This is a genomic window from Aquabacterium sp. OR-4, from assembly GCF_025290835.2.
Classification (GTDB): domain Bacteria; phylum Pseudomonadota; class Gammaproteobacteria; order Burkholderiales; family Burkholderiaceae_C; genus Pseudaquabacterium.
Window position 1 is genome coordinate 2,333,016 of the sequence record NZ_JAOCQD020000001.1, and the last position, 24,017, is coordinate 2,357,032.

At 69.8% G+C, this 24,017-nt stretch carries 20 protein-coding genes and 1 pseudogene; 13 read left to right on the forward strand and 8 right to left on the reverse strand.

Annotated features, from left to right (window positions below; genetic code table 11):
- Positions 1–112 precede the first annotated feature (112 nt).
- The 3 genes from N4G63_RS10080 (at position 113) to N4G63_RS10090 (ending at position 3,150) form a co-directional block, all read left to right on the forward strand.
- Entirely contained in the window at positions 113–505 is a 393-nt protein-coding gene (locus N4G63_RS10080) for an Mth938-like domain-containing protein (RefSeq protein ID WP_260788244.1), read from the forward strand.
- A gap of 178 nt (positions 506–683) precedes the next feature.
- The gene (locus tag N4G63_RS10085; protein WP_260788245.1) at positions 684–1,160 is read left to right on the forward strand and encodes a peroxiredoxin; all 477 of its coding nucleotides are present in this window, start codon (positions 684–686) and stop codon (positions 1,158–1,160) included.
- Positions 1,161–1,368: 208 nt separating this feature from the next.
- Complete coding sequence (locus tag N4G63_RS10090) at positions 1,369–3,150, forward strand: PhoH family protein (RefSeq protein WP_260788246.1); 1,782 nt, start codon at positions 1,369–1,371, stop codon at positions 3,148–3,150.
- A gap of 66 nt (positions 3,151–3,216) precedes the next feature.
- Here N4G63_RS10090 and N4G63_RS10095 read toward each other — a convergent pair whose 3' ends face one another.
- From N4G63_RS10095 to N4G63_RS10105, 3 genes are all read right to left on the reverse strand, one after another.
- Positions 3,217–5,088 carry a S8 family serine peptidase gene (locus N4G63_RS10095; RefSeq protein WP_260788247.1) on the reverse strand — a complete coding sequence of 624 codons (1,872 nt, stop codon included), beginning with the start codon at positions 5,086–5,088 and terminating at the stop codon, positions 3,217–3,219.
- Positions 5,085–7,097, reverse strand: a complete 2,013-nt coding sequence (locus N4G63_RS10100; protein WP_260788248.1) for a M3 family metallopeptidase — start codon at positions 7,095–7,097, stop codon at positions 5,085–5,087. Before N4G63_RS10100 ends, N4G63_RS10095 begins: the two co-directional genes overlap by 4 nt.
- A 155-nt stretch (positions 7,098–7,252) precedes the next feature.
- On the reverse strand, positions 7,253–9,151 hold the full coding sequence (locus N4G63_RS10105) for a propionate--CoA ligase (protein WP_314599637.1): 1,899 nt from the start codon (positions 9,149–9,151) through the stop codon (positions 7,253–7,255).
- A 286-nt stretch (positions 9,152–9,437) separates the two neighbouring features.
- On the opposite strand from N4G63_RS10105, the gene N4G63_RS10110 reads away from it, so the two are divergent.
- From N4G63_RS10110 to moeA, 6 genes and pseudogenes are all read left to right on the forward strand, one after another.
- Positions 9,438–10,055, forward strand: coding sequence for a C40 family peptidase (locus tag N4G63_RS10110; protein ID WP_260788702.1), 618 nt, complete (start codon positions 9,438–9,440; stop codon positions 10,053–10,055).
- A 73-nt stretch (positions 10,056–10,128) separates the two neighbouring features.
- The gene (locus tag N4G63_RS10115; RefSeq protein ID WP_260788250.1) at positions 10,129–11,340 is read left to right on the forward strand and encodes a glutathionylspermidine synthase family protein; all 1,212 of its coding nucleotides are present in this window, start codon (positions 10,129–10,131) and stop codon (positions 11,338–11,340) included.
- A gap of 65 nt (positions 11,341–11,405) precedes the next feature.
- On the forward strand, positions 11,406–11,804 hold the full coding sequence (locus N4G63_RS10120) for a DUF350 domain-containing protein (RefSeq protein WP_260788251.1): 399 nt from the start codon (positions 11,406–11,408) through the stop codon (positions 11,802–11,804).
- Between the two features lie 12 nt (positions 11,805–11,816).
- Entirely contained in the window at positions 11,817–12,389 is a 573-nt protein-coding gene (locus tag N4G63_RS10125; RefSeq protein ID WP_260788252.1) for a hypothetical protein, read from the forward strand.
- A 93-nt stretch (positions 12,390–12,482) separates the two neighbouring features.
- A complete protein-coding gene (gene moaA, locus N4G63_RS10130; protein WP_260788253.1) occupies positions 12,483–13,613 on the forward strand; it encodes a GTP 3',8-cyclase MoaA in 1,131 nt (376 codons plus the stop codon).
- A 53-nt stretch (positions 13,614–13,666) separates the two neighbouring features.
- Positions 13,667–14,884, forward strand: a pseudogene (gene moeA / locus N4G63_RS10135) (molybdopterin molybdotransferase MoeA); the annotation flags it as partial.
- Between the two features lie 171 nt (positions 14,885–15,055).
- Here moeA and hemW read toward each other — a convergent pair.
- From hemW to N4G63_RS10160, 5 genes are read right to left on the reverse strand one after another with little or no spacing between them, the layout of a single operon-like run.
- Complete coding sequence (gene hemW / locus N4G63_RS10140) at positions 15,056–16,306, reverse strand: radical SAM family heme chaperone HemW (RefSeq protein ID WP_260788256.1); 1,251 nt, start codon at positions 16,304–16,306, stop codon at positions 15,056–15,058.
- Complete coding sequence (locus tag N4G63_RS10145) at positions 16,287–16,934, reverse strand: non-canonical purine NTP pyrophosphatase (RefSeq protein WP_260788703.1); 648 nt, start codon at positions 16,932–16,934, stop codon at positions 16,287–16,289. Before N4G63_RS10145 ends, hemW begins: the two co-directional genes overlap by 20 nt.
- A 20-nt stretch (positions 16,935–16,954) precedes the next feature.
- On the reverse strand, positions 16,955–17,686 hold the full coding sequence (rph, locus tag N4G63_RS10150) for a ribonuclease PH (RefSeq protein ID WP_260788258.1): 732 nt from the start codon (positions 17,684–17,686) through the stop codon (positions 16,955–16,957).
- Between the two features lie 11 nt (positions 17,687–17,697).
- Complete coding sequence (locus N4G63_RS10155) at positions 17,698–18,639, reverse strand: PP2C family protein-serine/threonine phosphatase (protein WP_260788259.1); 942 nt, start codon at positions 18,637–18,639, stop codon at positions 17,698–17,700.
- A gap of 34 nt (positions 18,640–18,673) precedes the next feature.
- Positions 18,674–19,642 (reverse strand): serine/threonine protein kinase, encoded by a 969-nt coding sequence (locus N4G63_RS10160; protein WP_260788261.1) that lies wholly within the window; start codon positions 19,640–19,642, stop codon positions 18,674–18,676.
- A 30-nt stretch (positions 19,643–19,672) separates the two neighbouring features.
- On the opposite strand from N4G63_RS10160, the gene N4G63_RS10165 reads away from it, so the two are divergent.
- From N4G63_RS10165 to N4G63_RS10180, 4 genes are all read left to right on the forward strand, one after another.
- On the forward strand, positions 19,673–20,614 hold the full coding sequence (locus N4G63_RS10165) for a YicC/YloC family endoribonuclease (RefSeq protein ID WP_260788262.1): 942 nt from the start codon (positions 19,673–19,675) through the stop codon (positions 20,612–20,614).
- Between the two features lie 38 nt (positions 20,615–20,652).
- Positions 20,653–21,285, forward strand: coding sequence for a guanylate kinase (gmk, locus tag N4G63_RS10170; RefSeq protein WP_260788263.1), 633 nt, complete (start codon positions 20,653–20,655; stop codon positions 21,283–21,285).
- Between the two features lie 39 nt (positions 21,286–21,324).
- Positions 21,325–21,528, forward strand: coding sequence for a DNA-directed RNA polymerase subunit omega (gene rpoZ, locus N4G63_RS10175; RefSeq protein WP_260788264.1), 204 nt, complete (start codon positions 21,325–21,327; stop codon positions 21,526–21,528).
- A 179-nt stretch (positions 21,529–21,707) separates the two neighbouring features.
- Positions 21,708–24,002 (forward strand): RelA/SpoT family protein, encoded by a 2,295-nt coding sequence (locus tag N4G63_RS10180; protein WP_260788265.1) that lies wholly within the window; start codon positions 21,708–21,710, stop codon positions 24,000–24,002.
- The last annotated feature ends 15 nt before the right edge of the window (positions 24,003–24,017 follow it).

Here is a 24,017-nt window from a genome sequence, read left to right on the forward strand (position 1 = left end):
CGCAAAACCTATAATTTTAGGGCCTCACCACCCCGCTGCAGCCGGCGCCTTGGCGCTGGCCGGCGCCTCAGGCACCCTTTTTTGCAGGCGCAGCCGCGCCCCAGGCACCGCCGTGAAATTTCAGCCCGACACGCTTGCAGGCACCAATGTGCTCAGCCGCCACGATGCCGACGCCCTGTGGGTGGGCAGCACCCGCTTCGACCACAGCCTGCTGGTGCCGTGGCGCGGCGAGGTCAAGGCCTGGGCCCCGCGCAGCCCGGCCGACCTGACCGAGGCCGACTTCGAGGCCGTGCTGGCGCTGGCGCCCGAGGTGGTGATCTTCGGCAGCGGGCCTCGCCTGCAATTCATCCGCCCGGCGCTGATGCGCGCGCTGATCGACCGGCGCATCGGCGTCGAGACCATGGACACCGCGGCCGCCTGCCGCACCTATAACGTGCTGGTGGCCGAGGGGCGGTCGGCGGTGGCGGCGCTGCTGCTGTCGCCCACCCCGGCCGAGGCGCGCTGAGGCCCACGATGGCCCATGCCCACAGCCTGCGGGATACCGCTAGCGCGGCAGCCCGGCGCGGGTGGGAAGGCTAACTTTATAATCGGCGATTGCGCCTCACGTCAGTTCAGGTCGCTCAGCGCCCCTGATGCGCCTAGACGGCAGCCAGGCCCTTTACGTCTGATCACCCCGCCCGCTCATGACGCCTGTCCTCAACAAGCACCTGCCCGATTTCGAAGCCCTTGCCACCAGTGGCGTGAAGTTCACGCCCCATGCGTTCTCGGGGCAGGCCATCGTGCTGTACTTCTATCCCAAGGACCATACACCCGGCTGTACCACCGAGGCACTGCAATTCCGCGACAAGCACAAGGAATTCCTGAAGGCCGGCTCGGTGGTGTTCGGTGTGTCGCGCGACAACATGCTGTCGCACGACAAGTTCCGCCAGAACCTCGAACTGCCCTTCGAGCTGATCGCCGACACCGAAGAAAAGCTCTGCCACATGTTCGGCGTGGTCAAGAACAAGATCATGTACGGCAAGAAGGTCAAGGGCATCGAGCGCAGCACCTTCCTGATCGACGGCGCCGGCGTGCTGCGTGCCGAATGGCGCGGCATCAAGGTGGCCGGCCATGTCGACGAGGTGCTGAAGGCCGTCAAGGACCTGAAGAAAACCGCCTGAGCGCCGGCCCGGGCGCCACGGCACCCGCCCGGCCGCCCGGCCTGCCATCCGTCACGCACTTGTCTTCGGCGCCCGGCACGGCCTGTGCATAATGGGTTCATGCCCTTGAGTTGCGACGCAGGTCGCCGAGACCTCACCCCCTGATGGCCAGAAGCCGCACAGTCCTTGTCTGTGCGGCTTTTTTGTTTGCACGAGACCGGACCCACCGATGCCCCTGCCCAAGCCGCCTGCCACCAAAGCCGCCGTTCTTTCGTCTGCCGATTTCGAGGCCCAGGCCGCCCCGCGCACCGACCGCAAGCAGCGCGTGAAAACCCGCGCCGAGCAGCCCGAAGCCGCGTCGCTCGACCTGTTTGATGGCGGCACGGCCGTGCCGGCACCCAAGCTGGCGGCCAAGGGCAAGGGCAACCCGGCCGCCGTGGCACCGCCGCGCGCGGCAGCGGTAGCGGCCTCCGTACCGGCCGCACCGGTGGCCAGGGCCGCGTCCGTGGTGGCCGATGCCCCGCTGGCCGCCGCGCCGGCCGAGGCCACGCTGCCCAGCGCAGCGCACAGCCAGGCGCAGACCCTGCCCAGCGCACGCGCACGGCGCAAGGCCCGCGACGCCGGCCCGGCCAAGCTGTTTGTGCTGGACACCAATGTGCTGATGCACGACCCGATGAGCCTGTTCCGCTTCGAGGAACACGACGTCTTCCTGCCGATGATCACGCTGGAAGAGCTCGACGGCCACAAGAAGGGCATGAGCGAAGTGGCGCGCAATGCGCGCCAGGTCAGCCGCGAGCTCGACGCGCTGGCCACCGACGGCAGCCTCGACCCCAAGGAAGGCATCCCGCTGGCCAAGACCGGTCACAAGGATGCGCTGGGCAAGCTGTTCTTCCAGACCACGCTGGTCGAGATCAAGCTGCCCGACGGCCTGCCCCAGGGCAAGGCCGACAACCAGATCCTGGGCGTGGTGCGGGCGCTGCGCGAGCAAAACGCCGGCCGCGAGGTGGTGCTGGTGTCCAAGGACATCAACATGCGCGTCAAGGCACGCGCCCTCGGCCTGCCTGCCGAGGACTACTTCAACGACAAGGTGCTGGAAGACGGCGACCTGCTCTACACCGGCGTGCTGCCGCTGCCGGCCGATTTCTGGGAGCGCCATGGCAAGACCATGGAAAGCTGGACCCAGGGCGGCCACACTTTCTACCGCATCAGCGGGCCGCTGGTGCCGGTGCTGCTGGTCAACCAGTTCGTCTACCTCGAGCAGCCCGGCGCGGCACCGCTGTATGCCCGCGTGGCCGAGATCACCGGCAAGACCGCGGTGCTCAAGACGCTCAAGGACTTCAGCCACGCCAAGAACGCGGTGTGGGGCGTCACGTCGCGCAACCGCGAACAGAACTTCGCGCTGAACCTGCTGAACGACCCCGACTGCGACTTCGTCAGCCTCACCGGCACGGCCGGCACCGGCAAGACGCTGATGACCCTGGCCTCGGGCCTGGCGCAAGTGCTCGATGACCGGCGCTACACCGAGATCATCGTCACCCGCGTCACCGTGCCGGTGGGCGAGGACATCGGCTTCCTGCCCGGCACCGAGGAAGAAAAGATGGGCCCGTGGATGGGCGCACTCGACGACAACCTCGAGGTGCTGGCGCGCGGCGACGGCTCGGCCGGCGAGTGGGGCCGCGCGGCCACCAACGATCTGGTGCGCAGCAAGATCAAGATCAAGAGCCTGAACTTCATGCGCGGGCGCACGTTCCTGAACAAGTTCGTGATCATCGACGAGGCGCAGAACCTGACGCCCAAGCAGATGAAGACGCTGATCACCCGCGCCGGCCCCGGCACCAAGATCGTGTGCCTGGGCAACCTGGCGCAGATCGACACGCCCTACCTCACCGAAGGCTCCAGCGGCCTGACCTATGCGGTCGACCGCTTCAAGGGCTGGCCGCACAGCGGCCACGTCACGCTGGCCCGCGGCGAGCGCTCGCGCCTGGCCGATTTCGCCAGCGAGGTGCTGTAGGCCAGGCCAGGCCGCGCCGGGCGCCGGCCCCTCGCCACCTGTCGTGTCGCCCTGGCGGCCGCCGCTTCAGCGGCCGGCCTGCACCGCCGCCAGCGCCGCCTTGGGGTTCATCAGCAGGCGCCGGCCGTCGGCCGAGCGATCCACCGTGCCGGTGATCGCCTGGATCAGCTGCGGCGGGGTCAGCGCGGGCTTCACCGCCAGCAGCTTGGCCGCCAGGTTGGCGACCTGGGGCGCCGCCATCGAGGTGCCCGACAAGGCCACGCGCGCGCCGCCCGGCAGGTAGCTCTCGACCTGGTAGCCGTTGGCATGCACCTTCACGGTGGGGCCGTAGCTGGTGAAGGGTGCCTCGTCGCCGGCGCGGTCGACCGCGCCCACGGTCAGCAGGTTGGGCAGCACGATGTCGGCCGGGCTGGCCTCGTCGAAGCTCGAATCGCGGTTGCTGTTGCCGGCCGCGGCCACGAACAGGATCTGCGGCGCGGCCGCCATGGCGCGGGTGAGCGCCTGCTTGAGGATGTCGAACAGCTCGCGCGCCTGGGCCTTGCGCGCCTCGGGCGTGGCCCCGATGCCGCACTGCTCAAGCTCGCGCTCGACGTCGCCCACGCTGCCGCCCCAGCTCATGTTGACCACGCGCACGCCCTGGCGCTGGAAAAACGCCACCGTCGCCGGGTAGTTGGCCGCGTCGCGCCGCGCCAGCTCGAGCGACGGGCAGGGGTCGGGCCGCAGCGTGTGGCCGAACTCGATGCGCGCCACCACCAGGCGTGCATGCGGATTGCCGGCCAGCGCAATGCCGGCCACATGCGTGCCGTGCTCGTAGTTGCCGGCCAGGCCCAGCTCCTCGATGGTGGCCTTGTAGTCGGCCGGCGCCAGCCTGGACAGCTGCTGCTTGACCTGGCTGGCCTCGGCGCTGTCGATGCCCGACTGCAGATCCGACAGGCCCTTGGTGGTGGCCAGCATCTGCGGCAATCGGCTGCGCAAGGCCTCGGGGATGGGCATCAGCTCGCCCTGCACCGGCTGCGCGTACTTGTCGAAGGCGATCAGCGCCGGCTGGCCGGCGGCATCGCGCTGCACCTGGTCCTTGAACAGCGCGGTGTCCACGCCGCTGTCCCACACCGCCAGCGTGACCGGACGGTGGGCGCCAGCGGCGCCGTCCACCGGCAGTGAAAAGTCGCGGGCGGCCCAGATGTCGGGCTTGAGCACCTGGTGCCGGGCCAGCAGCTCGCCGTACACCGTCACCAGATCGGCCTTCAGCGGCAGCACATCCAGCAGCGTGAGCCGGGCTCCGGCCAGGGCCGGCGCGAACTCACTGCTCAGCGCACCGGCACTGTCGGCCATGGGCTGCAGGCGCTCGCGGATGCCGCCCAGCACCAGGCCCTCGCCCATCAGCTCGGCGCTGGCCTTGGCGCCCTTGATGTCGTTCTCGATCACCGCAAACGGCATCGCCGCCAGCTCGCGCGCCATCTGCGCCACCACCGCCTGGCGCCAGGCATCGCTGCCGCGTGCATGGGTCTTGGCGGCCGTGGCCATGGCGCGCAGGCGCAGGCCCGAGAGCAGCTTGTCGGCCGGCTTGTCCTGCAGCGCGCGCATCTGCTCGGCGCGGCCCACGGCGGCGTCGTAGCGGCCGTCCAGGTAGTCCAGCGTGGCCAGGCGGGCCAGCAGGTCGCGCTGGGTGGCGCGGTCGGCGATGTCGTAGCCGGTCAGCACCGCCTCGGCGTCACGGCGCAGCGCCGCGGCCAGCGGTGCAAAGCGCTCGCTCGAGCGCAGCAGGTCTTCGAGCGAGCCCTGCACCGGGTACGAGAAGCGCGGCATGTCGGCCGCCTTGTCGATGCGCGGCTTGGCGGCGGCCTGGGCCCATGCGCCGGGTGCGGCAACGATCAGCGTGCAGGCCAGCGCCACGGCGGCCAGGCGGCCGATGGCCTGAATCGGGTGCGGCGCGCTCATTTCTTCAGGTCCTCGAAGAAGGCCTGGGCGTTGAAATCACGGCCCAGGAAATCGCGCACCAGCTGCGCCGGCGGGCGGGCACTGCCGTTGGCCAGCACGGTGTCGCGGTAGCGCCGGCCCACCCTGGCATCCAGCTTGTCGGCGGCAAATGCGGTGCGCATGTCGGCGGCCACCACCAGGCTCCACAGATAGCCGTAGTAGCCGGCGCTGTAGCCGGTGGCGATATGGCCAAAGCCGGCCGGAAAGCGCGTGCCCGCCACATGGCCCAGCGGCGTGGCACCTTCCATCTGCGCCCACAGCGCCATGGCATCGCGCGGCTCAGGGCCATACAGCGCGATGTCGTAGCTGGCGTACAGGTGCTGGCGCGAGGCCTGCACGCCCTTGCCGTAGTGGTGGGCGGCCTTGGCCTGGGCCAGCAGCGCCTCGGGCACCGGCTTGCAGCTCGGGCACACCTCGGCAAACAGCTGGAGGGTGCGCGCGTCGAACACCCAGTCTTCGAGCATCTGCGACGGCGCCTCGACAAAGTCGCGCTGCACGCTGGTGCCGGCATGCTGGGCCCAGCGGGTGGCCGACAGGTTGGTGTGCACCGCATGGCCCAGCTCGTGCAGCAGGGTTTCCAGCTCGTCCAGCGTGAGGCCCTTGCGGTCGAAGTTGACCACCAGGTGCGCCTGCGTGCTGCGCTTCAACTGCGTGCTGGCGCCGCGGATCGGCCACACCGCGGCGTGGTTGTACTTGCCCTCGCGCGGGTACAGATCCACGCGCATCAGGCCCAGCGGCTTGCCGCTGGCCGCGTCACTCACCGCATAGGTCTGCACCTCGGGGTGCCAGGCCTTGGCGGCTTGCACGCGCTGGTAGCGCACGCCCATCAGCTTTTCCACCAGGCGCAGCGTGAAGGCCAGGCTTTCCTGCGGCGGAAAGAACTGCCGGAAGGCCTCCTGATCGACGCTGTACTTGGCCTTGCGCAGGCGCTCGGTGTAGTAGCTGAGATCCCAGCACTCGAAGCGCAGACCGTCGACCGGCTGGCCCAGGTGGTCGGCCTTGGCGCGGCGCAGCTCGTCGAGCTCGGCGCGCTCGCGGGCCTGCACCGCCCCCTTCACATCGGCCAGGAAGGATTCGACGCGCTGCGGCGACTCGGCCATGCGACGCCGGATCACGAACTCGGCCCAGCTGCCGGCACCGAACAGGCCGGCGTACTCCTTGCGCAGCTTGACGATCTCGTCCAGCAGCTTCAGGTTGGCCTCGCCGCCCTCGTTTTGCTTGGCGCGCCACATGCGCTCGCGTGCCGCGGCGCTTTCGGCGGTCTGCATCAGCGGCAGAAACTCGGGGTATGACAGGCCCAGCTGCACGCGGCCCTCGGCATCGCGCGGGGCCTTCTTCCACACCCCCTCAGGCACACCGGCCAGCTCGGACTCGGTGAAGACGACCTTGATGTTGGCGTCGCGCACGTTGCGATCGAAGCTCTGGCCCAGCTCGGCAATCTTGTCGTTCAGCGCCTTGGCGCGCGCGCGTTGTGCCGGCGGCAGGCCCACGCCGGCGTCCTCGAAGTCTTCGCGCAGCTTCTTCAGCAGCTGGCGGTCGGTCTCGTCGGCGCTGGTGAGCCGCTGGACGGCGCGGTAGAGCTTCTCGTTCTGGCCCAGGCTGGAGTAGAAGTCGTTCCAGCGCAGCTCGCAGGCTTCGGACGCCTCGCGCACCGCCTTGTCGGGGTGCACGGCCGAGACGAAGGTGATCGGGTTGGCCCGGTCTTCCACGCCGGCGGCGAAGGCATCGTAGGCGGCCAGCCAGCCCTTGTCGGCCGGGCGGCGCTCGATGCGCGCCAGCGCGCGCTGGGTGGCCGTGAGGCCCTGGTCGCAGGCCGTCTTCAGCGCCTGAGCGCTGGCGTACTGCGGAAAGTCGACCCCGGTGTCGCGCGGCAGGGCCAGGCCGTCCGGGTTGGCCGCGGTGGCCAGGGTGGGGGCCAGGCAGGCGGCGCCGGCCAGGGCCAGCAGCAGGGCATTGAGTGGGCGTTGCATCGTGGGCAGAAGTGGGTTGGCGCCGCCTTGTGAACGGCGCCGTCGATTCTGCACGCGATGCCCTGCGGCCCGCCGCTGCGGTGCGACGGACGGCCGAACGGCGGGTGTGACCCGGCGCCGTGTGCCGCGGCCAGGCCGCGCCGGCGCCCGCGGGTTCAGGACGGCGTGAACAGATCCTTGATCTGCATGAGCGCGCTGGGGTCCTCGATGGTGGTCAGGTCGCCCGGGTCGCGCGCCTCGCACACCGCCTGGATGGCGCGGCGCAGCAGCTTGCCCGAGCGGGTCTTGGGCAGGCCGGTGACGAAGCGCACCCGCGCCGGCCGCGCCACCGCGCCGAGCTGCTCGTCGACCACCTTCATGATCGCGCCCTCGAGCTTCAGCGCCGCCTCGGGCGTGTCGGCCTGGCCGGCGTCCTTCAGCACCACGAAGGCCATCGCCACCTGGCCCTTCAACGGATCGGCCACGCCCACCACGGCCACCTCGGCCACGTTGGGGTGGCTGGAGATGCTTTCCTCGATCTCGCGCGTGCCCAGGCGGTGGCCGGCCACGTTGATCACGTCGTCGGTGCGGCCCAGGATGTAGAAGTAGCCGTCGGCGTCCTTCACGCCCCAGTCGAAGGTGCTGTACATCACCCGGTTGTGGATGCTCGACCAGTAGGTCTTGACGTAGCGCTCGTCGTCGCGCCACACGGTCTGCAGGCAGCCCGGGGGCAGCGGGCCTTCCACGGCGATCACGCCCTTCTTGCCGGGCTCGGTGATCTCTTCGGCGGTGGTCTCGTCGATCAGACGCACGTCGTAGCCATACACCGCCTTGCCCGGCGAGCCGAACTTGGTGGGCGCCGGCTCCACGCCGTTGCAGATGGCCAGGATGGGCCAGCCGGTCTCGGTCTGCCAGTAGTTGTCGATGATGGGCTTGCCGATCTCGCCGGCAATCCAGGTGGCGGTGGGTTCGTCCAGCGGCTCACCGGCCAGAAACAGCGCGCGCAGCGAGCTGAGGTCGTACTTCTTGAGCCAGGCCGGGTCCTGCTTCTTGAGCACGCGCGCCGCGGTGGGGGCGCTGAACATCACGGTGACCTTGTACTTCTCGACCAGCTGCCACCAGATGCCGGCATCGGGCCGCACCGGCAGGCCTTCGTACATGATGGTGGCCATGCCGGCGATCAGCGGGCCGTAGATGATGTAGCTGTGGCCCACCACCCAGCCGATGTCGCTGGTGCTGAAGTAGGTCTCGCCGGGGTTGCCCCCGTAGATGTGCTTCATGCTGGCGGCCAGGGCCACGGCATAGCCGCCGGTGTCGCGCTGCACGCCCTTGGGCTTGCCGGTGGTGCCGCTGGTGTAGAGCGTGTAGCTGGGATGCGTGCTGTCCACCCAGGCGCAGGGCACCTGGGCCTGCAGGTTCTGCTCGCGCAGCGAGGCGTAGTCGTGGTCGCGGCCGGGCACGCGCTCGTAGGCGGCCAGGCCGCGATCCACCATCAGCACCGCGGCCGGCTTGTGCTGGGCCAGGCGGATGGCTTCATCGAGCAGCGGCTTGTAGGGCACCACCTTGCCGCCACGGCTGCCGGCATCGGCACTGACGATCACCGTGGGCTGGGCGTCGTCGATGCGGCTGGCCAGGCTGACGCTGGCAAAGCCGCCAAACACCACCGAGTGCAGTGCGCCGATGCGGGTGCAGGCCAGCATCGCAAAGGCCGCCTCCGGAATCATCGGCATGTACAGCAGCACGCGGTCGCCCTGCTTCACGCCCTGGGCCAGCAGGATGGCGGCCATGCGCTGCACCTCGGCCTGCAGCTGCGCGAAGCTGTAGGTGATCTCCTTGTCGACCTCGGTCGACACCCAGATCAGCGCGTTGCGCTCGGGGTGGCTCTTGGCATGGCGGTCGACCGCGTTGTGGCACAGGTTGGTGCGGCCGCCGGCAAACCACTGGGCAAAGGGCGGGTTGCTGTAGTCGCAGACCTGGCTGAACGGCGTTTCCCAGTCGATCAGCGCGGCCTGCTCGCGCCAGAAGGCATCGCGGTCGGTGATCGAACGGCGGTGAAAGTCGGCGTAACGGGTCATGGTGGGTCTCCTCCACACAAATTCGAGGGCGGTGCCATGGGTGCCACCGCAGCCGTCGCATTGCAAGGCGCCGCACTGACAAGACACTGACTCTGTCAGGGCCCCGCCCACGCCGCGGCCGCCCTGGGCCGGCGCCGCTTGATCTGGGTGAAGCCGGATGCGCAGTACCCCGTAGATCCCCCGAAAAAGGGGGTGGTATCCTCGCCACTTGAAGATGTCGACGTTTCCCCTCCATCCTCGCCGGCCTGACCCCCGGGCGCCAAAGCAGCTGACCAGCTTGCCGCACCTGCGGTACCTGGTGCTGGCCACGGCCCTGGTGCTGGCCCAGCCGGTGGCCCACGCGGCCCCGCAGGGCCCCGAGCCGGCTGCCGCCGCCACCACGCCGGCCGACGACGCCATCATGCGCCTGCTGGGCGACCGCGGCCTGCTCAAGCCGCTGGGCGCGCCGGTGGCCATGGTGCAGTCGCTGCGCGAATCGGTGCGCGACACGGCGTCCGATCTGGTGATGACGGCGATGAACTTTCTCGGTGTGCCCTACCGCCGCGGCGGCAACACCGCCGACTCGGGCTTCGACTGCTCGGGCTTCACGCGCCACATCTTCGAGAACAGCCTGGGCCTGGTGCTGCCGCGCCGCGCGGACGAGCAGGCCACCACCGCCGGCCTGCTGCCGATCAACCGCAGCGAGCTGAAGCCGGGCGACCTGGTGTTCTTCAACACCATGAAGCGCACCTTCTCGCATGTGGGCATCTATGTCGGCGACGACAAGTTCATCCACGCACCACGCGCCGGTGCCGAGGTGCGCATCGAAGACATGCGCGAGTCGTACTGGGCCCGCCGCTTCACCGGCGCACGCCGTGCCGACCTGGCCGCCGCCGTGACCTCCCCCGGTCAGGTGACACGCTGAAACACTGAGGCAACCCAGCCGGGCCGGGCCACGGTTACCCTCAGCGCCCCGGCTTCGTTGGCAGTTCCGCAGCGTGCATCGCATCCCCCAGACCCCGCGCCCCGACTGGCGCGCCCGGCTCGACGCCCAGGGCTTTCGCTTCCATTCGATCTCGCCCGAGGGCGAAGACCTGTCGGCCAGCGAGCCGCGCTTTGCCTATTGGCGCGAAGACGTGGCCTACCGCTTCAGCGAGGCCCAGATCGAGCAGGTCTACGAGGCCACCAACGAGCTGCATGCCATGTGCATGGCGCTGGCCGAGCGCCTGATCACCCGCGGCGAGCTTGACCGCCTGGACATCCCGCCCGCCGCGCAGGCCGTGGTGCAGGCCAGCTGGCAGCGGCGCGATCCGCACCTGTACGGCCGCTTCGACCTGGCCTGGAACGGCAGCGGCCCGCCCAAGCTGCTCGAGTACAACGCCGACACGCCCACCTCGATCATCGAGACCGCGGTGGCGCAGTGGCAATGGAAGCTGGATGTGCAGCCGCAGGCCGACCAGTTCAATTCCCTGCACGAGGCCCTGGTGGCGCGGCTGCGCCAGATCGGCGAGCGTTTCGACGTGCCGCGCCTGCACCTGGCGTGCCAGTACGACTCGCTCGAGGACGTGGGCAATGTCGAGTACCTGATGGATGTGGCGCTGCAGGCCGGCTGGTATGCGTCGATGCTCGACATCGGCGACATCGGTGTGCTCGACAACGGCCGCTACATCGACGGCGACGACCAGCCGATTGCCGCGTGCTTCAAGCTCTACCCCTGGGAGTGGCTGGTGGGCGAGCCGCTGGCCGCGCACCTGCAGAGCAACCCCAGAAACCCCACGCTGTGGCTGGAGCCGCCGTGGAAGATGCTGCTGTCCAACAAGGCCCTGCTGCCGCTGCTGTGGCAGGCGCACCCTGGCCACCCCAACCTGCTGGAGGCCCACTTCAGCGCCGAACCCTTCGGCCAGCGCCCCTACGTGAGCAAGCCGCTGCTGTCGCGCGAGGGCGCCAATGTCACGCTGGTGGACGGCGGCCAGGCCACGCTGGCCACGCCGGGCGACTATGGCCGGCAGCGCCATGTGTACCAGGCGCACACGCCGATCGCCGCCTACCCGGCCCCCGAGGCCACGTTCATGCACGGCCCGCTGCCGGCGGTGCATGCGGTGCTGGGCAGCTGGGTGGTGGCCGACGAGGCCGCCGGCCTGTGCGTGCGCGAGGACATCACGCCGATCACCAGCAACAGCGCCTACTTCGTGCCGCACTATTTCGATTGATCGTCGATTGAACATCGATTGAACGTCGATCGACCGCCGACTGAACCTCGAGTGACCCACCGCCCATGCCCGTCTCACTGACCCTGAACTTCGCGCTGTACTTCGGCACCGCCCTGCTGGCCTGGGGCCTGTCGCTGGCGCTGTACATGGCCGTCACGCCCTATGCCGAGCTGGCTTTGGTGCGCCAGGGCAACCGCGCCGCGGCCTGGAGCCTGTCGGGCACCGCGCTGGGCCTGGCGCTGCCGCTGGCCAGCCTGGTGGCGCATGCGGTGTCGCTGGTCGATCTGGCGGTGTGGGCGCTGCTGGCCCTGGTGGCGCAGCTGCTGCTGTGGCTGCTGGCGCGGCGGCTGCTGGTGCCCGAGCTGCGCGAGGCCATCCAGGCCGACCGGCAGTCGGTGGGCATCATGCTGGGCAGCCTGTCGCTGGCGCTCGGCCTGCTCAATGCGGCCAGCCTCACCTACTGAGCGGCGCCCGCGATGAGCCGTGCCAAACACCGCCGCCAGGGCTCGCTGGCCCTGGTCCTGATCTCCACCGCCGGCGGCCTGGGCGGCTGCGCGCCCGAGGTGGCCGATGTGTCCGACCTGCCGGTGCAGGTGGCCCGCGCCGAGTACGTGGTGGTAGACGACTGCGTCCGCGACTGGGGCAGCGAGGGGGACTGCGAAGCCACCTTCAACCCCGAGGCCATGGACGGCCAGGGCACCGCCAGCGGCAACACCGGCAGCTCCGCCAGTTCCGGGGGCGGCAGCAGCTTCCGCTCCGGCTCGTCAGGCAGCGCGGTGCGCTGGCTGGGGCCGTATTTCAGCCGTTCGGGCGTGGTCTACCGCTACGACGGCCGTGTCGAGCTGATGCGCCAGCTGCCGCCCGGCGCCGTGCATGCGCGCAGCCAGTCGCTGTCACCCCGGCAGATCTACGCCGCACCGTCGGGCCGCTACGCCACCACCGCGGCGCACCCGGACGCCGCCATGGTGAAACCCGGCGCCGCCCAGGCGGCGCGCGGGCGCGGCGGCTTTGGCGGCACCGGCCGCACCATGGCCAGCGCCGGCGGCTGACCACGCAGCGCCAGCGGGGCGGCCAGTGGCGGCCAGGGCCATGCCCGGCGCGCCGACGCAGCACGCGGGCCAAGCCGGGCACAATCGCCGCCCATGGGCGAAACCGTCATCCCGCTGGCCGATCTGCGCTACGCCGCGCCGGTGCCGGCCATTCCCGCGCAGCCGATAGCCGCCACCGGCCTGCTGGCCGACGCCTTGGGCCGGCCGCTGCGCGACCTGCGCATCTCGGTCACCGACCGCTGCAACTTCCGCTGCAGCTACTGCATGCCCAAGGACGTGTTCGACCGCGACTACGTGTTCCTGCCGCAAAGCTCGCTGCTGAGCTTTGAAGAGATCACGCGGCTGGCGCGCATCTTCGTGGCGCATGGGGTGCAGAAGCTGCGGCTCACCGGCGGCGAGCCGCTGCTGCGCCGCCACCTCGAGTTGCTGATCGCCCAGCTGGCCGAGCTGCGCACGCCCGATGGCGCGCCGCTGGACATCACGCTCACCACCAATGGCTCGGTGCTGGCCAAGAAGGCCCAGGCGCTGGCCGCGGCCGGCCTGAAGCGCGTGACGGTCAGCCTGGACGGGCTGGACGACGCCACCTTCCGGCGCATGAACGATGTGGATTTTCCGGTGGCCGATGTGCTGGCCGGCATCGAGGCCGCGCATGCCGCGGGCCTGGCGCCGATCAAGGTCAACATGGTCGTCAAGCGCGGCACCAACGAGCACGAGATCGTGCCGATGGCGCGCTGGTTCCGCGAGCGTTTCGATGGCCGGGTGGTGCTGCGCTTCATCGAGTACATGGATGTCGGCGCCAGCAACGGCTGGCGCATGGACGAGGTGCTGCCATCGGCCCAGGTGCTGGCGCGGCTGCGCGAGCACTGGGATCTTGAACCGCTCGATCCCAGCGCCAGCGGCGAAACCGCCGAGCGCTGGCGCTACGCCGATGGCCGCGGCGAGGTGGGCCTGATCTCCAGCGTCACCCAGGCCTTCTGCCGCGACTGCAACCGCGCGCGCCTGTCCACCGAGGGCAAGCTGTTCATGTGCCTGTTTGCCACCCAGGGCCATGATCTGCGCAGCCTGCTGCGCCAGGGTGCCAGCGATGCTGACATCACCAGCGCGCTGGCCGCCGTGTGGGCCGGCCGCGCCGACCGCTACAGCGAGCTGCGCGCCGCCCAGCCCGCCGATGCCGCCGCCGCGCCGGGCGGCCGCCGTGTCGAGATGAGCTATATCGGCGGTTGAGCGGCCACCATCGCCCTCTGACTGTTTCTGTTTCTGTCTCTGTTCCGGTTCCCATGAGCGCAAACCAAGCTTCCCTGGCCGAGATCGCCTCCTGCGTCTCGGGCTACGACCCCGATGCCCTGCCGGTGGCCCAGGCGCAGGAGTTCATCGCCCGCCTGGTGCCGCGCGTGCAGGCGGTGGAAAGCCTGGCCATCCGGGCCGCGCTGGGCCGCGTGCTGGCGCGTGACATCGTCTCGCCCATCGACGTGCCGGCGCACGACAACTCGGCCATGGACGGCTTTGCGCTGCGCGGCAGCGAGCTGCAAGCCGATGCCGACGGCCTGTTCACCGTGGCCGGCACCGGCCTGGCCGGCGCGCAGTTCGACGGCAGCGTGCCGGCCGGCCACTGCCTGCGCATCATGACCGGCGCGGTAATGCCCGCCGGGCTCGATACCGTGGTGCCGCAGGAATTCACCCGCACCGAGGCCGATGGCCGCATCCGCGTACCGGCTGGCGTGGTGAAAACCGGCGACAACCGCCGCCTGCGTGGCGAGGACCTGCAGCGCGGCACACCCGCGCTGGCCGCCGGCCGCATCCTCAGCCCGGCCGATCTGGGCCTGCTGGCCTCGCTGGGCCAGGCCGAGGTGCCGGTGTGGCGCCGCCTGCGCGTGGCCTTCTTTTCCACCGGCGACGAGCTGCGCTCGATCGGCGAGCCGCTGGATGAAGGCTGCGTCTACGACAGCAACCGCTACACCCTGCACGGCATGCTGCAGCGCCTGGGCGTCGAGCTGCTGGACATGGGCGTGGTGCGCGACGAACCAGCCGCCCTGGAAGCCGCCTTCCGCCAGGCCGCGGCCAGCGCCGATGCGGTGATCACCTCGGGCGGCGTCAGCGTGGGCGAGGCCGACTACACCAAGCAGGTCATGCGCCAGCTGGGCGAGGTGCTGTTCTGGAAGATCGCGATGCGGCCCGGGCGGCCGATGGCCATTGGCCGGATCGGCGAGCCGGGCCATGAAGCCATCCTGTTCGGCCTGCCAGGCAATCCGGTGGCGGTGATGGTCACCTTCTACGCCTTCGTGCGCGAGGCCCTGTTGGCCATGAGCGGCGCCACGCCCGCCCCGCTGCCGATGCTGCGCGCGGTGAGCGAGGCACCGCTGCGCAAGAAGCCCGGGCGCACCGAGTACCAGCGCGGCGTCGTGTCGATGGGCGCCGATGGCCGGCTCACGGTGCGCATCACCGGCAGCCAGGGCTCGGGCATCCTGCGCAGCATGAGCGAGGCCAACGGCATGGTGGTGCTGCACCACGGGCAGGGCAATGTGGCGGCCGGCGAACCGGTCGACGTGCTGCCCTTCCACGGCCTGATCTGAGCGCAGCGCAACGGCGGGCCGCGCCGCCAACCGCCCAGCGGGCGGCCGCGAGCACCGCCCGGCGGGTAGCCGCGTGCACCGGCCAGGCCAGGGCTGTCAGTCCGCCAGAAACAGCGCCTGCAGATCCGACAAGAAATCGAAGCCGCGCGCCGTGGGGCGCACGCGCTCGGCGCCGTCTTCCACCAGGCGCTCCACCAGGCCTTGGGCCTCGGCCTTGGCCAGTGCCGGCGTGATGGCGCTCGGCGGCAGGCCGGTGCGGGCCAGAAAATCGGCCATCGCAAAACCGTGCTTCAGCCGCAGCGCGTTGAGCATGAACTCGAAGGGCAGCTGCGCGCGCGCCACCTCGTCGTCATTGCTCATGGCCTGACAGCCGGCGGCGGCCAGGGCCTGGTCCATGTAGGCGCGGGGTTCACGCCAGCGCACCTGGCGGATCACGCGGTGCGGGTAGCTCAGCTTGCCGTGCGCGCCGGCGCCAATGCCCAGGTAGTCGCCGAACTGCCAGTAGTTCAGGTTGTGGCGGCAGCGGTGGCGCTCGCGGGCAAAGGCACTCACCTCGTAGCGGCCCAGTCCGGCCGCCGCGGTGCGCGCCACGATGGCGTCCAGCATCTCGCTGGCCAGGTCGTCGTCGGGCAGGCCGGTGGGCGGCTGGCTGGCAAAGCGGGTGTTGGGCTCGATGGTCAGGTGGTAGACCGACAGGTGCGGCGGCTGGAACGCCAGCGCGGTGTCGAGCTCGGCGTGCAGCTGCGCCAGCGTCTGGCCGGGCAGCGCATACATCAGGTCGAGGTTGAAGGTGTCGAAGGCTTGCGCGGCCTCGGCCACCGCAGCGCGGGCCTGGGCCCCGTCATGCACCCGGCCCAGCTTCCTGAGCATGGCGTCGTCGAAGCTCTGCACGCCAATCGACAGCCGCGTGACACCAGCCGCGCGAAAGGCCTTGAAGCGCTCGCGCTCGAAGCTGCCGGGATTGGCCTCGAGCGTGATCTCGCAGCCGGGTTCCAGCGGCAGCCGCGCGCGGATGTCGGCCAGCAGGCGCGCGATGGCTTCGGGCGAGAACAGGCTGGGCGTGCCGCCGCCGATGAAGACGCTGATCACCGGCCGGCCCCACACCTGCGGCAGCGCGGACTCCAGATCGGCGATCAGCGCATCCAGGTAGCGCTGCTCGGGCAGGCCGCCATCGGCCAGTTCAGGCCGGGCATGGCTGTTGAAATCGCAATACGGGCACTTGGCAATGCACCAGGGCAGGTGCACGTACAGCGACAGCGGCGGCGAGCCCTCGAGGCGCAGCGTGCCCGGGCGCAGGTAGCGGCTGACGAGGTCGGGGGCGGTCACGTCAGACCCAATGCCACACATCCTGCAGCATCTGGCGCAGCAGCGCGGCCGAGCGCGCGCGGTGGCTGTGCGCGTTCTTGGTGGCGGCGTCCAGTTCGGCCACCGTGGCGTTCAGCGCCGGGATGAACATCAGCGGGTCGTAGCCAAAGCCCTGGTCGCCGCGCGGCGCAGCCAGCACCTCGCCCGGCCAGCGGCCCACGGCCACCAGCGGCTCGGGGTCGTCGGCATGTCGCACGGCCACCAGGGTGCTGATGAAGTGGCCGCGGCGGTCGGCCTGGCCCTGCAGCGCGGCCAGCAGCGCGGCGTTGTTGCGCGCATCCTGGCGGCGGCGGCGCGCCTCGCGCTCTTCACCAGCGATCACCGCCACCTCGCCACCGTAGTGCGCCGAGATCACCCCCGGCGCGCCGCCCAGCGCGCCCACGCACAGGCCGGAGTCGTCGGCCAGGGCCGCGCCACCGGCCGCGCGGGCGGCATGACGCGCCTTGACCAGCGCGTTCTCCACGAAGGTGTGATGCGGCTCGTTGGCCTCTGCAATGCCCAGTTCGCCCTGTGCCACGATGTCGAGACTCAGACCACCGGGCAAGCCGCCGAGCAGCGCACGCAGCTCGGCCAGCTTCTTGGCATTGTTCGAGGCCAGCACCAGGCGCATCGGCAACTCCTGCAGACCGCTCAAGCCAGGCCCAGCGCCTTGCGCTGCAACTGCACCAGCTCGCCAATGCCGCTGGAGGCCAGCGCCATCAGGCGATCCATCTCGGCGCGCGTGAAGGGCGCGCCTTCGGCCGTGCCCTGCACCTCGACAAAGCCGCCCGAGCCGGTCATCACCACGTTCATGTCGGTGTCGCAGGCCGAGTCTTCCTCGTAGGGCAGATCGAGCACCGGCAGGCCCTGCACGATGCCCACGCTGATGGCGGCCACCGCGTCCTTGATCGGGCTTTCGGCAATCTTGCCCTGGGCCAGCAACCAGCTCACGGCATCGTGCGCGGCCACCCAGGCCCCGGTGATGGCGGCGGTGCGCGTGCCGCCGTCGGCCTGCAACACGTCGCAGTCGATCAGGATGCTGCGCTCGCCCAGCTTCTTCAGGTCGAACACCGCGCGCAGGCTGCGGCCGATCAGGCGCTGGATCTCCTGCGTGCGGCCGCTCTGCTTGCCACGCGCGGCTTCGCGGTCGCCGCGGGTGTGGGTGGCGCGCGGCAGCATGCCGTACTCGGCCGTGACCCAGCCCTCGCCCGAGCCGCGCTTGTGCGGCGGCACTTTCTCTTCCACCGAGGCGGTGCACAGCACCTGGGTGCGGCCAAAGCTCACCAGCACCGAACCTTCGGCATGGCAGGTGAACTGGCGCTGCAGGCCCACCGGGCGCAGCGCATCGGCCGCGCGACCGTCGGCGCGTTGAAAATCACTCATGGGGGCCCCCTTCAGGGTCGTTTCTGTGGCTTCTCCGAGGCGCGCCGGATGGCCTCGTTGATCTCGCGGATCGAGCGGTCGATCTCCGCCTCGTCCATTTCCACCGGCGCCTCGCCGGCGGCCAGGCTGGCCTGGATGGTGGACGCAAACACCTCGTCGCCCAGCGCCCGGGTGGACACCGCGGCCGTGGTGTCGGCGTCTTCGGTGCCTTCCCAATCGACCGCGAGCACGGTGACATTGTCGCTGCGCGCACCGGCCTTGCGCAGGGCGCGCTCGGCCAGCTCGGGCACGGCGTCCGAGATCGGGCGCTCGTGCAGCACGTCGGTGATCATGGCGTCGCTGACGCTGCTCCACAGCCCGTCGCTGCACAGCATCACCTTGTCGCCGGGCTGCAGCAGCAGCGGGCCGGCGGTATCGACCACCGGCTTGCCGGGGCTGCCCAGGCAGGTGAACAGCACGTTGCGGTTGAACTGGTGCGGGTTGGGCACCACGCTAGCCGACGCGCCGGCACTGGTCATGGCGTCCTGCAGCTCGGTGTAGCTGTGGTCGCGGGTGCGCGCCACCAGCTTCTCGCCACGCACCAGGTACAGGCGTGAATCGCCGCAATGCGCCCAGTAGGCGGCCTGGCCTTGCAGCACGCAGGCCACGATGGTGCTGCGCGGGGTGTCGAGCAGGCCGCGGTCGGTGGCATAGCGCAGCAGCGCATGGTGACCGGCCAGGATGGCGTCGTGCAGGAAGCGCAGCGGGTCCTTCAGCGTGGGCTTGGCATCGCGCTGGAACATCGCCGACAGGGTTTGCAGCGCCAGCTGCGAGGCCACCTCGCCCTCGGGGTGCCCGCCCATGCCATCGGCCAGTGCAAACAGGCCCGAGTGCCGCGTGTAGCAATAGCCCATGCGGTCTTCATTCTTGGGTCGGCCGCCCTTGCGGCTGACCTGGTAGACCGAAAACCTCATGCGGCGGCTCCCTGGCGAATCGGCTTCGCGGGGATCACGGCTTGGCCCCGGTCTTCAGGCTTTCGAACTGCAGCTTCATGCGCTCGGAGAAGCTCAGCTTGGTGTAGCGGCGCTCGGTCTCGCGCGCCAGCTCCTTTTGCAGCGCGAACACGCTCTGCGGACGGGAGAGCGGGTCGAGCGACATGCACCACTCGGTCACCTCGATCAGGTTGTCGGAGTACACGTTGCGCAGGCGCGAGAGGCTCAGCGCCAGGCGGTCCTTCTCGATGCGCTGCGGCGCGTCATTCGGCGGGTAACCCTGCATGCAGGCATAGATGCACGCGCCGATGGCGTAGATGTCGGTCCACGGGCCCAGGCTGCCGTCGCGGCGATACATCTCGGGCGCGGCAAAACCGGGCGTGTACATCGGCCGGATGAAGTTGCCCTCTTTGCTGAGCACCTCGCGCGCCGCGCCGAAATCGAGCATCACCGCCTTGTTGTCGTTGGTGATGAAGATGTTGGCCGGCTTGATGTCGAGGTGCAGCATCTTGTGCTGGTGCACGATGCGCAGGCCGCGCAGGATCTCGTCAAACAGGCTGCGGATGGTGCTTTCGCGAAACACCTTGTCACGCTTCAAGTCACGCGCGGTGACGATGAAATCCTGCAGCGTGTCGCCCTGCAGGTAGTTCATCACCATGTAGACGGTTTCGTTCTCGCGAAAGAAGTTCAGCACCGAGACCACGCTCGGATGGCTGATCTGCGCCAGGCTGCGCCCTTCTTCGAAGAAGCTCTTCAGGCCCAGCCGGTACAGCGGCTGCTTCTCGGGCTTGACACGCGGCGTCAGCTCGCCGGCAGCGCGTTCGGCCAGCGAGGCCGGCAGGTATTCTTTCACCGCCACCGGGCGGCGGTCGGCATCTTCGGCGAGGTACACCACGCCAAAACCGCCGGCAGCCAGCTTCTTGACGACCGTGTAGCCTCCGACCACGGTGCCTTGGGGCAACGGGGCGGGTTTCGGCTTCGACATAATCGCGGTTTTGTCTTGGATCGGACGGCGATGGCAGTCTACAGCATGACCGGTTTTGCCAGCGCCACTCCCGGCACCGGCGCCGAGGGCGCGAATGCCAGCGCCGGCACGGCCGGCGCGGTGTCCGCGGCGGCCAGCGGCGGTCAGGTGACGGTGGAGCTGCGCTCGGTCAACAGCCGCTTCCTCGATCTGGCCTTTCGCATGCCCGACGAACTGCGCGGCCTCGAGCCGGCGCTGCGCGAGGCCATCGGCGCGGCGTTCCGACGCGGCAAGATCGAGGTGCGCGTGGCCACCGGCCGCGATGCCGAGGGGGCCTGGCCACAGCCGCAGCCCGACCAGCTCAACCGCCTGTCGCGCATGGAATCCGGCGTCACCTCCTGGCTGCCGCAGGCTAGGCCGCTCAGCGTCAACGAGGTGCTGAACTGGTGCCGCCAGGGCGGCAGCGCCGAGCGCCTGGACGAGCCCGCGCTGGCCGCCGCGCGCGCCGCCATCGCCGGCCTGCGCGAAGCCCGTGCCCGCGAAGGCGCGCGCCTGGTCGACATCCTGAGCGAGCGCATCGCCCGGCTGCGCGAGCTGGCCACCCAGGCGGCGCCGCTGGTGCCGGCGGTGGTACAGCGCCAGCAGCAGCGCTTTCTCGAGCGTTGGCGCGACGCCCTGGCCACGGCCGGCGCCGGCAGCAGCATCACCGCCGAAGCCCTGCAAGAGCGTGCGCTGAACGAAGCCGCGGCGTTTGCCATCCGCATCGACGTGGCCGAAGAACTGTCGCGCCTGAGCGCCCACCTCGACGAGATCAGTCGCCTGCTCGCCGCCGGTGGCGAACTGGGCAAGCGACTCGACTTCCTGATCCAGGAGCTGCACCGCGAGGCCAACACCCTGGGCTCGAAATCCACCGCGCTCGAACTCTCCAACATCTCGGTGGAAATGAAGGTGGCGATCGAGCAGATGCGCGAGCAGGTGCAGAACATCGAGTGAGATGTCGCGCCCGGCCGCGGCTGAGCGAAAATCAAGCGATGAACGTGAACGCCGACGCCCCCGGAAACCTGTTCGTCGTCGCCGCCCCCAGCGGCGCCGGCAAGTCCAGCCTGGTCAAGGCCCTGCTTGAGCTCGACTCGCATCTGGCGGTGTCGGTCTCGCACACCACGCGATCACCGCGTGGCCAGGAGCAGGACGGCCGCGAGTACTGGTTCGTGGCCACGGCCGAGTTCCGCCGCATGGTGGCCGAGGGCGACTTCATCGAATGGGCCGAGGTGCATGGCAACTGCTACGGCACCTCGCACCGCGCGGTCGAGGCCCGTCTGGCCCAGGGCGAAGATGTGGTGCTCGAGATCGACTACCAGGGCGCGCTGCAGATCAAGACGCTGTTTCCGCACGCGGTGCTGATCTTCATCCTGCCGCCCAGCTGGGACGAACTGCGCCAGCGCCTGCACCGCCGCGGCGAAGACCAGGCCGAGGTCATCGCCCAGCGCATGGAGAACGCCCGCCACGAGGTGGCCCAGGCCCGGCATTTCGACTTCGTTATAATCAACGGCTTGTTTGAAACGGCGCTTTTCGATCTGAAAACCGTCGTGCACTCGCAGCGGCTGCGCTACGCGGCGCAGATGCGCAACAAATCCACCGTGTTTTCCGCGCTTGGCCTGGTCTGATCCGGCCCGGCGCCCACCCACCTCACCAAGGCATCCATCATGGCCCGCATCACTGTCGAAGACTGCCTGAACCGAGTGCCCAACCGCTTCCAGCTGGTGCTCACCGCCACCTACCGTGCGCGCATGCTGAGCCAGGGCCATGCGCCCAAGATCGACAGCAAGAACAAGCCCAGCGTGACCGCGCTGCGCGAAGTGGCGGCTGGCGAGGTGGGCGTGGAAATGCTGCGCCGCGTGCCGCTGTAAGCGCACAGCCCATGGCTTGATCGAAGGGCGCCAAAGGGCGCCCTTCGGCGTTTGAGGGGGCCGCATCGGCAACCCCTGCGGCCGACGCGGGCCACCAGATCCGGCCATGCGTCGCAGGCACGGCGGGGAGATCGGTTCAGCGGCGGTTGCACCTGCACAAAGCAGGCTAAATTCGGGCCATGGGCATTCGATCATTCGCCGCCGAGTTGTTGCTGCCGGCCTCGCTGCAACCTCGGGCGCGGGCCCCGGCCGCAGCAGGCGCCGAAACCAAGGCCGAGGCCGCCTCGTTTGCGGCCCTGGCCGACCGCCTGCACTACCTCAGCAAGGCCGAGGTCAAGCAGATCCGCGAGGCCTACAAGTTTGCCGACGAGGCGCACCTGGGCCAGTTTCGCGCCTCGGGTGAGCCCTACATCACCCACCCGCTGGCGGTGGCCGGCCTGGTGGCCGACTGGCGGCTGGACGCCCAGGCGGTGATGGCGGCGCTGATGCACGACGCCATGGAAGACTGCGGCGTCACCAAGATCGAGCTGATCCAGCGCTTCGGCGCACCCACCGCCGAGCTGGTGGACGGCCTGACCAAGCTCGACAAGCTGCAGTTCTCCACGCGCGAGGAAAGCCAGGCCGAGAGCTTTCGCAAGATGCTGCTGGCGATGGCGCGCGATGTGCGCGTGATCCTCATCAAGCTGGCCGACCGCCTGCACAACATGCGCACCATGGCCGCGATGGCGGCCAACAAGCGCGCCCGCATCGCCCGCGAAACGCTGGACATCTACGCGCCCATCGCCCACCGCCTGGGCCTGAACATGATCTACCGCGAGTTGCAGGAGCGCTCGTTCGAGTTTCTGCACCCGTGGCGCCACGCCGCGCTGGCCAAGGCGGTGCAGCGCGCACGCGGCCACCGGCGCGACATCGTCGAGCGGGTGCGCGGCGAGGTCGACAAATCCTTCGGCGCGGCCAAGCTCAAGGTGCTGGTGTCGGGGCGCGAGAAGACGGTCTACAGCATCTACCGCAAGATGCGCGAGAAGCATGCCGGCTTCGCCCAGGTGAGCGACATCTTCGGCTTTCGCATCGTGGTGCCGCAGACGATGGACTGCTACCTGGCGCTGGGCACGCTGCACCAGCTGTACAAGCCGGTGCCGGGGCGCTTCAAGGACTACATCGCGATCCCCAAGGCCAATGGCTACCAGAGCCTGCACACCACGCTGGTGAGCCCGCTGGGCACGGCGGTGGAGTTCCAGATCCGCACCGAGCAGATGCATGCGGTGGCCGAGAGCGGCATTGCCGCGCACTGGCTCTACAAGCAAAAGGACAAGGGCGGCAGCAGCAGCCCGGCCGATGCCCAGCGCCTGGGCGCGATGTGGCTCAAGAGCCTGCTCGACATCCAGGACGAGACGCGCGACGCCGGCGAGTTTCTCGAGCACGTGAAGATCGACCTGGTGCCCGACGCGGTGTACGTGTTCACGCCCAAGAGCAAGATCCTGGCCCTGCCGCGCGGCGCCTCGGCGGTGGACTTCGCCTACGCCATCCACTCCGATGTGGGCGACCACACGGTGGCCGCCAAGGTCAACGGCGAGCCGGTGGCGCTGCGCACCGAGCTCAAGAGTGGCGACGTGGTCGAGGTCATCACCGCCCCGGGTGCGCGGCCCAATCCGAGCTGGCTGAACTTTGTGCGCACCGGCCGCGCGCGCTCGAAGATCCGCCACTTCCTCAAGACCATGGAGCAGGAAGAGTCGCGCGCGCTTGGCGAGAAGCTGCTGGCCCAGGCGCTGCGCAGCGAGGGCATGGCCCTGCCCTCGGCCGAGCTGGACGACAGCCCCGCACAAGCCGTCTGGCAGCAGCTGGCACGCTGGAGCGGCAACCGCAGCCGCACCGATCTGCTGGTCGACATCGGCCTGGGCAAGAAGATCGCCACCATCGTGGCCAAGCGCCTGGCGCAACTGATGAGCGAACATGGCCGGCGCCCCGACGCGGTGACGCTGACGCTGAACCGTTTTCGCGCCGCCGAAGAAGCCATGCCGGCGCTGCATGGCGTGGTCATTGATGGCAGCGAAGGCGCCTCGGTGCAGCTGGCCACCTGCTGCCGGCCGATCCCGGGCGACGAGATCCGCGGCTACCTGGGCCGCGGCGAGGGCCTGATGGTGCACACCGCCGAGTGCTCGGTGGGCAGGCGACTGGCCGAGCGCGACCCCGAGCGCTGGATGGCGGTGGAGTGGGCCGAGCAGCCGGTGCGGCACTTCGAGACCTCGGTCAAGCTGCTGCTGCGCAATGGCAAGGGCGCGCTGGCCCAGGTGGCGCAGGCCATCAGCAGCGCCGAGGCCGACATCAGCCACCTCGACATGGACAACGAGCCGCAGGCCGAGGCGGTAGAGCTGCGCCTGCTGCTGGCTGTGCGCGACCGCCAGCACCTGGCCGACGTGCTGCGCACGCTCAAGCGGTCACCCCCGGTGCTGCGCGCCAGCCGCCTGAAAGCCTGAACGCCAGCCCAGCAC